Origin of the sequence: Wolbachia endosymbiont of Wuchereria bancrofti, assembly GCF_002204235.2 — a bacterium.
GTDB lineage: Bacteria > Pseudomonadota > Alphaproteobacteria > Rickettsiales > Anaplasmataceae > Wolbachia.
The window spans coordinates 1-7037 of the sequence record NZ_NJBR02000007.1 but is presented as its reverse complement, the minus strand read 5'-3'; the positions used below and the strand labels follow the sequence as shown (position 1 = coordinate 7037).

The following is a 7037-nucleotide window of genomic DNA, read 5'->3' as shown; positions in this document are numbered from 1 at the left end:
GCAAGATTTGTTAAGTGTTTCTTTTTGCATCCTTGGTATACATTATTCTTAAATGTTGCAATTCGTGCAGTACGCACTGGAATGGTACCATTTGCTATTATTTTCTGCTTATCCAGCACACTTAGATTTCTGGGCCGCAACAAGCTTTGCAATTGGTACTCTATAAGGCGAACATGAGATGTAATCTACCCCTGATTTGATGAGAAACTCTATGGATTTTGGATCTGCTCCGTGCTCTCCACATACACCAAGTTTAATTTCTTTTCTGGTTTTTTTGCCTCTTTCGATAGCTGTTTTAATTAACTCCCCTACCCCTTCGACATCTAGTACTTCAAATGGATCGTTTTCAAATATATTATTTTCTTTATAAGAATTGAGGAAATTAACTGAATCATCCCTTGAGAGCCCCATAGTTGTTTGCGTTAAATCATTAGTGCCAAAACTAAAAAACTCTGCGTGTTTTGCTAGCTTATCAGCAATCAGTGCTGCCCGTGGTAGCTCTATCATCGTTCCAATTGAATAGTTCACATCGAAATTTTCAGCCTCTTTTTTTAATAACTCGCATATCAAGGTAAACTCTTTTTCGTTCATGATAAAAGGAATCATAATTTCGGGCTTAACTTCTGCCTTTTTCTCCTTCTTTAACTCATCCACGGCACTGAGTATTGCCCTGGTTTGCATGCTATATATTTCAGGATGAGAAATGGCGAGCCTGCAGCCCCGGTGGCCAAGCATTGGGTTTTTTTCTGATAACTGTACTATTTTGTTTTTTACTGATTCAACTGACTTATTCAGTGATTTAGCAATCTTTTCTATAGTAGATTGATTATCTGGTAAAAACTCATGTAGAGGTGGATCAAGCAAACGTATAGTAACCTCCCTGTCCCCCATAATGGAAAATATCTCTTTGAAATCAGACTTTTGCATTTTCTCTAACTTGCTTAATGCACTTGTTCTTTCGGTTTTGTCGTCAGCTATTATCAATCTTTGAATGAACTCAATCCTGTTACTAGCAAAAAACATATGCTCTGTACGGCATAAACCTATGCCTTCAGCACCGAATTCTTTAGCAATTTTTGCATCTTTTGGAGTATCAGCATTCGCTCTCACTTTAATCATTTTAGTTTCATCTATCCAGTTAATTATCGTTTTGAATTCTTGCGATAACTCAGGTGAAATTGTGGGAAGGATGCCGAGCATAACTTCACCTGTTCCTCCATTGATGGTTATTGGTTCCCCTTTATTTACTGTTCTATCTCCTAAAGAAAAGAAATTTCCATTTTTATCAATATAAAGTCCATTTACACTGCAAATGCATGGTTTACCCATCCCGCGGGTTACAACGGCAGCATGCGAAGTCATTCCTCCTCGTGCTGTTATTATACCACTTGCAGCATTCATTCCATTGATATCTTCAGAGCTAGTTTCTAGTCTTACTAAAATTATTTTTTTACCCTGTTCTGCAGCTTTTTCCGCATCACTTGCGCTGAAAACTATATATCCTGAAGCAACACCTGGAGAAGCTGGCAGTCCCTTCCCTATTACTTTTTGATCGACTCTAGCTTCGAGGACTGGATGTAATAAATTATCAAAAGTTTTGGGATCAATTTTTAGTATTCCTTCTTCTTTTGTAATTGTTCCTTCATTTACCATATCAACTGTTATACGAACAGCAGCTTCAGCTGTACGCTTACCAGACCTAGTTTGTAAAATCCATAACTTGCCGCCCTGCACAGTAAATTCGATATCTTGCATGTCTTTATAGTGCACCTCAAGTTTTTTACATACCTCACATAATTCTTGATAAACGCTTGACATCAGCTTTTCCATGGTGTTTTCTTGCTTCCCATTAATCGGTATAGGAGTATAGACACCAGAAACCACATCTTCACCTTGAGCATTGACCAAAAATTCACCAAAACATTTTTTTTCTCCAGTTGAAGGATTGCGTGTAAATATCACACCAGTTGCGGAATTATTATTCAAATTACCAAAAACCATCGCTTGTACATTAACTGCAGTTCCAAGGTTTTCAGGAATATTATGTATTTTTCTATAGGAAACAGCTCTTTCATTTTGCCAAGAAGCAAACACCGCATTTACTGAGCTTAGCAGCTGCTCTTCAATGTCCTGCGGGAAATGTTTCTCTGTTTTTTCATGCACTATCTTTTTGAAATCGTAAACAATCCTCTTTAAAATATCAACATTAAGATCAGCTAAACTTTTTGCTCCATTTTTTTGTCGTTTGTTATCAATAACGCTTTGAAATAGTTGGTGGTCGAGTTGTAATACAACATTGGAATACATCATGATGAAACGGCAGTAGCTATCATAAGCAAAACGTTCTCCGCTTTTTTTTGCAAGACCAATGACGGTTGTATCATTTAAGCCAGCGTTTAAAATTGTATCGAGCATACCCGGCATTGAATTAACACTACCGGAACGTATTGAAACTAATAAGGGATTATTTGAATCTCCAAATTTGCAACCAATATCATTTTCGAGCATTGTCATATACTCTTTGATTGTGCTACATAGGTCGTCAGATAGTCCATTACCTTGGTAATAATTTTTACAAGCAGAAGTGGAGATTGTAAAACCAGGTGGAACGGGAATACCAATGTTGCACATTTCTGCTAAATTTGCTCCCTTTCCTCCCAGCAGATTTTTCATTTCTGCATTGCCTTCGCATTTGTTCTGACTAAAGTAGTATATTAACTTTTCTTCCATTGTTTCTGGTTTTTCTTGACAAACATATTTCACATAAACAGTATCCACTAAAACGGTTTCACAACAATCATAATAACTATGATTATTATCAATACCGTGACCATCTCATTTAAAACGCGAAAATAAACGTGATTCTTTTCATTTGAACCCATTGCAAACTTCTTCCTGTGCATTGCAAGTAGCCCATGAATACCAAACATAAAAAACAATGCTAGTGCTTTTACATGAAACCACCCTTCGCGGTACGCTTCCCTAATAATCATTAATGCAATCCCAAAACTGAGTGAAAAAAGCATTGCAGGGTTTATAATGTATCTTAAAAGTCTCCTTTCCATTGTTTGAAGTAAGCTATCATTTTCTGATCCTGGCTTTACAGTTGCGTGGTAGACATACAGCCTAGGCAAATAAAGCATACCTGCCATCCACATAATGATGGAAATAATATGAAAAGCCTCGAGCCAGTGGTAATAATCCATGTAGATATTGTTACAAGATATTAAAAATTTCTGATATTATCTCAGTTTAACGAAAAAGAAATCAAGATGAAAGCAGAAAATTTCACTAAAGAGCAGGTAATTAAATTTTACAGGAAAATGCTACTCATACGCAGATTTGAGGAAAAGGCAGGACAATTATATGGAATGGGACTAATAGGTGGATTTTGTCATCTATCAATAGGACAAGAAGCAGTTGCAGTTGGGACTTACGCTGCATCAAGACCTGGTGATGCTTTTGTCACAAGTTATAGGGACCATGGTTTAATGCTTGCATGTGACTCCAATCCAGATGTTGTGATGGCAGAGCTGACCGGTAAAGAAACGGGGTGTTCAAAAGGTAAAGGTGGCTCAATGCATATATTTGATGTTGAAAAGCAATTCTTTGGTGGACATGGAATAGTGGGTGCACAAGTTCCAATTGGCACAGGAATAGCATTTGCTAATAGATATAAGAAAAAAGATAACGTAGTATTCACGTATTTTGGTGATGGTGCTGCAAATCAAGGGCAAGTGTATGAATCATTTAATATGGCATCTTTGTGGAAGTTACCTGTGGTTTACATCATAGAAAATAACGAATATGCGATGGGGACCTCCGTGCAAAGGTCAACTTTGGTAACTGAGCTATATAAGAGAGGGGAGAGTTTTGGTATTCCTGGGAAGCAAGTTAATGGAATGGATTTCTTTTCTGTTTATGGGGCTACAAGCGAAGCAGCTGAGTACGCGCGTAGCGGAAAAGGACCTATTTTACTTGAAATGGAGACATATCGATATCGCGGCCATTCGATGTCAGATCCTGCTACCTATCGTTCGAAAGAAGAAGTTGAAGATATGAAGCAAAATCATGATCCTATAAGCACTTTAAAGAAGTACATTATAGATAATAAAATTGCTTCAGAGGAAGAATGTAAAACAATTGACAAGGAAATACGTGATTTAGTGAAAAAGTCAGAAGGTTTTTCTAAAAATAGTGAAGAACCAAACATTGGTGAGCTATGTACTGACGTTTACAAGTCTGCCAGCCATTCATTATAGATTAAACATAAAATTCTTTGATAAACTTCACCAGCTCCCATAGTACTGAAGTTAGTTATTTATCTTCTCTGTACAGATTAAACGACAAAAAAACTAACATATCTGGTGTCTCATGTTTAATTTTTTGCATTGTGTGCACCTCATGTCTTTTATATTATTGTCTACATTATTAGCTAGTACTGTAAATCGTGCTTACTGAGCGCTTAAGAAACATTAAAAAAACGTCAACTGATAAAATGATAATGGATAACCAGCTGCCATGGGGATTTTTTTGCTTTTTTTTATTGGGTAAATTTCTTAAGTATTTACAGCTAAAAGTTAGTTGCAATTTAAAAGTAGCTAATCATTAAGTGTTTGGAATAAAAAACGCTAATATTGAAAGTACATATTAAATAACTAGCCACCACAGGGCTTCTTTTGCCTTTTTTTAAGCCACTGCTTTGCAAGCTAGCATTTGTTACTCAAAAGGGAGTGTGTAGTGCTTCAATGGACTTTTTGATGTGCTCAGGGAGAGGGGCAGTAATAGTGATTTTTTTATTATTTGGTAGTTTTAAAGATAAAGAATATGAGTGAAGGTGGATTTTACTCGCTATGCCATCAACAAAAGCTTTTTTACCACCATATTTACCGTCACCAAGAATAGGACAGTTTATATGGGCTAAATGTGTGCGCAACTGATGAGTTCTGCCGGTAATTGGCTGTAATTTTAAATAAGCAACCGATCTGGTGTCATTCCAGCATGTGATACTGGAATCCAGTTTTTTGATTGAAAATGTTATATAGTGCGCTTGTTTATGATCAATTTTGCTGGATCCCAGTATCGGGGCACTGAAATGACAAAGGAAAGCACTGGGATAACAGGAAGAAAGGCTACTTAGATGACACACTTTTGGTAGACTTAAATTACAATGTTCATATAGCTGTGTATCAGCTACTTGAATAATAGGGCGTTGCACGAGAGGTTTATTGAGTTTAAATTTTGCTATAATCGAAAAACGCGTAGTGGCATTCTGGGATGAATTTTTGTCAATGACCACTTTCTCTTGGCCTGAAACATATTTCTTCACCAATGGGTAGTCTATTACTCCTCTATTCTTACTTGGTATGCCAGAAGTTAATGCTAAGTAAGTTTTTTTTACTCTCCGTCCTTTAAATTCCTCCATAAGGTATCTGGCAACATTAGCATTACGTGCGAATATTATTGCTCCACTTGTGTCTCTATCTAATCTATGGACAATTTTAAATGTTTCTCCCTTTCTGACTTGATCAAGCAAATCACTAATACTAATCTTTACTTTTATGCCACCTTGAACAATTACTCCTGCAGGTTTGTTAATGGCTAATATATATTCGTCCTCATATAATATGTTGCTTCTTAACAGCTCTACCAACTTTTCATTATGTTTACAGTTAGAATTAGCGTTTTCAATATAATCCAAGTATTTTATCGTTATAATTTGCCCAGAGTTTACTCTATCACTAGACTTAGCTTTGCAGTCATTAACTTTGATCAGTCCTCTCCTTAAAGACTTCTCAATTGCGGATTGCTTCAAATTGGGAAAGATTCTTCTGATGTATCTGTCTAGCCTAACGTTATTATCTTCTACTGATATGGTTTTTATATTCCCCATTTACTCTATTTGGATAAACACCAGTGTCAGTTATTTGCATGACATAAAAAAGTATAGCATAAAATATACTCTGCGAAATCACTTATTAGGATATCATTTCAGTAAGCGGAGCTAGAGCTTAGTAGGATCTATTGTCAAGGACTACATGTGCCATCCAGCAAACAGATTGAATATAGAGTTCAAAACTCTGCTGTCGGTTTCCTGCATGATTAGCGAAAACCAAATATTAGTGCTTGCTTAAAACCCACTTAACTAGTTACAGTTTCTAAGTTTCAAGTACAGTAAAATGACGGTTTTTTTCCTCTAGTTATTTTTTATGTTGTATCTTTGAAGTGGTACTTGTTTTTCCTTTATTGGAACTAGCAATCCACCTCATCAAGTTTCACCAGTAATCTATTGTTACCACAGCACTGTTTTTTGCCGTCCCCGTAGTACAAATAAGATTCAGCACAACGTCAATACTGTTATCGAGGGCATGGGTAATAAAAACGCTCTTACTATGTGCTTAACTTTTCTGTTTTCCAGAGCACTTTCTGCAATTACTCAATCAATTGGTAGCGCAGATACTGTTGCTAACTTCATTCTTAACTTTCTTCCAGCGAAATTACTACTGCCTAGAATATTTTTGGCCTACGCTTTTATTTCAACTGCAATTAGCATATCTATGGAAGTTATTGCATTAATGGTACCAATAGCTGTTAACTTAGTGAAAAATGGAATTTTTGGTCTCGAAATAGGAACTGCGGCTATGGTAGGTGATGCTGTATTGGTGACAACCTTCAATGATATCTGATACTACTATCGCATCTGTTTCTTCATAAGGAGCTTTGGTAAGAGAAAAACTTAAAGCAAACTTTAAAGTTGCATTTATCTCAAGCATTATAACACTTATCTACCAGCAGTTACCTCACATAGTATAAAATTTGTTCTTACATCTAATTTAGATTATTTATCAATAGCAAAAGTTATTCCCTATGTTTCTCTAATAATCATGGATTTGTTTGAAGAGAGCACTCTAGCGATAATAGCTGTAAACATAATTATTGCTGGTGTACTAGGAATAACTTTTTCTGACATACTGTAATTTAATATTCTAATGACATATAAGGTAGTTTTAAAAAAGTAAACGAAATAACAATATTTG

The 7037-nt window shown here is 36.0% G+C and carries 5 protein-coding genes; 2 read left to right on the top strand and 3 right to left on the bottom strand.

Translation table 11 applies throughout. From position 1 onward, the window contains the following. Window positions 1-108: 108 nt before the first annotated feature. Both ppdK and hemJ read right to left on the bottom strand, forming a co-directional pair. A complete protein-coding gene (gene ppdK, locus CCY16_RS00760) occupies window positions 109-2730 on the bottom strand; it encodes a pyruvate, phosphate dikinase (protein WP_088414201.1) in 2622 nt (873 codons plus the stop codon). A 47-nt stretch (window positions 2731-2777) separates the two neighbouring features. Beyond that, window positions 2778-3206, bottom strand: a complete 429-nt coding sequence (gene hemJ / locus CCY16_RS00755) for a protoporphyrinogen oxidase HemJ (protein WP_088414199.1) — start codon at window positions 3204-3206, stop codon at window positions 2778-2780. Window positions 3207-3272: 66 nt separating this feature from the next. Between hemJ and pdhA the strand changes: the two genes are divergently transcribed. Next, window positions 3273-4262 (top strand): pyruvate dehydrogenase (acetyl-transferring) E1 component subunit alpha, encoded by a 990-nt coding sequence (gene pdhA, locus CCY16_RS00750; protein WP_088414197.1) that lies wholly within the window; start codon window positions 3273-3275, stop codon window positions 4260-4262. A 461-nt stretch (window positions 4263-4723) separates the two neighbouring features. Here pdhA and CCY16_RS00745 read toward each other — a convergent pair whose 3' ends face one another. Next, entirely contained in the window at window positions 4724-5893 is a 1170-nt protein-coding gene (locus tag CCY16_RS00745) for an RluA family pseudouridine synthase (protein ID WP_088414195.1), read from the bottom strand. A gap of 475 nt (window positions 5894-6368) precedes the next feature. Between CCY16_RS00745 and CCY16_RS00740 the strand changes: the two genes are divergently transcribed. Beyond that, window positions 6369-6686 (top strand): hypothetical protein, encoded by a 318-nt coding sequence (locus tag CCY16_RS00740; protein WP_088414193.1) that lies wholly within the window; start codon window positions 6369-6371, stop codon window positions 6684-6686. The last annotated feature ends 351 nt before the right edge of the window (window positions 6687-7037 follow it).

Coding starts and splice junctions, on each gene's coding strand:
- ppdK (WP_088414201.1), bottom strand. CDS start 2,730: ATGGAAGAAAAGTTAATATACTACTTTAGTCAGAACAAATGCGAAGGC.
- hemJ (WP_088414199.1), bottom strand. CDS start 3,206: ATGGATTATTACCACTGGCTCGAGGCTTTTCATATTATTTCCATCATT.
- pdhA (WP_088414197.1), top strand. CDS start 3,273: ATGAAAGCAGAAAATTTCACTAAAGAGCAGGTAATTAAATTTTACAGG.
- CCY16_RS00745 (WP_088414195.1), bottom strand. CDS start 5,893: ATGGGGAATATAAAAACCATATCAGTAGAAGATAATAACGTTAGGCTA.
- CCY16_RS00740 (WP_088414193.1), top strand. CDS start 6,369: ATGGGTAATAAAAACGCTCTTACTATGTGCTTAACTTTTCTGTTTTCC.